At 67.9% G+C, this 1049-nt stretch carries 1 protein-coding gene; it reads right to left on the reverse strand.

What is annotated here, in order from left to right; genetic code table 11:
• Positions 1-63: 63 nt before the first annotated feature.
• Entirely contained in the window at positions 64-918 is an 855-nt protein-coding gene (locus ACQKIP_RS48100; protein ID WP_365867257.1) for a hypothetical protein, read from the reverse strand.
• Positions 919-1049 lie beyond the last annotated feature (131 nt).

A 1049-nucleotide genomic window follows, 5' to 3' on the forward strand; every position in this document is an offset into this window, starting at 1 on the left:
GGCCTGGACTCGCCTGGCCGCACATCTGGACTTTGCCACGGCCGCCGTCAGCGGGGGCGGGTGTCAGCGGGGCCGCAGCGCGAGCAGAGAGTCGCCCAGGGCGACATCCCAACCCTGGCGCACCTTCGACGACCTGGCCTCCCGGATACCGGCCACAGGATCGGTCAGGGCCGCCACCAGATCCTCGGGGAAGGGGTAGGAGGTCCACTCGAGCTCCCAACGGGTCCCGTGCCCCCAGAGCCGCCGCGAGGCAGACCAGACCGGGCGGGTGGCAGCCCGATCCAGCGGATCCTCGGTGAAGGCACCCACCGCCCACAGCCCGGCCGGGTCACGGAGGCACAGGCGCACCATCAGACCAGCCAAAAGCATCTGGGCCGTGGGGGAGGCCGCCGGAACGTCAGAAAGAGCCCCCAGTTCCTCCTCCACGAGCGGATCACTGATGCGCAGGAGCCGCTGAGACCCATGGCCGAGATCATCTTCCGGATCGGGGCGACAGCTGGGCTGCGCCGTGACAGACATCGTTGCCCCGGTAGGCAGATGGCACAGGCGATAGGTGTCGCCGATCTGTTCCACCAGACGTAGACCGGGCAGGTGATGGACGGGCCGGGTCGAAGCCAGATACCGCACCGCGTTGTACGGGGTCGGGCAGATGACGTTGAGGTGTTCAAAGTTCGGAGAGAGGACGATGTTGTAGGAGGTGATCCCGGAGATGCCCCACTGGCCGGGCGTCGCCTCCCGCAAGCCCTGGTTGAAAATCCCCAGAGCCAGAAAGACCCTCAACGAGCGTTGAGCAGGGGAGCACTCATCCAGGCCCAAGCGATGCGGGTCGCGGGGGATGCCGCGGGCTGCGGCGCTGGAGCTCTCGCCCGTGTAGCGGCTGCGCAGAACAGCGGTACGGCGGCGTACGGAATGGGGCATGCGGACGTCCTTGAAGCTGCCCGGTCAGCAGACGGTCGTCGCGTCCCACGTAGTGGTGTAGAGATGCGGACTTGAGAACTCCGCAGGTCCTGCCGACGGTGGGGCTGATGCGTCGCCGCGTCCTGGCACCG

It is taken from the genome of Streptomyces sp. NPDC059900 (genome assembly GCF_050270335.1).
In the GTDB taxonomy this organism is placed as follows: Bacteria; Actinomycetota; Actinomycetes; order Streptomycetales; family Streptomycetaceae; genus Streptomyces.

What these genes read in the sequence shown, in the direction of transcription:
- ACQKIP_RS48100 (WP_365867257.1), bottom strand. Translation starts at nt 918, where the DNA reads ATGCCCCATTCCGTACGCCGCCGTACCGCTGTTCTGCGCAGCCGCTAC.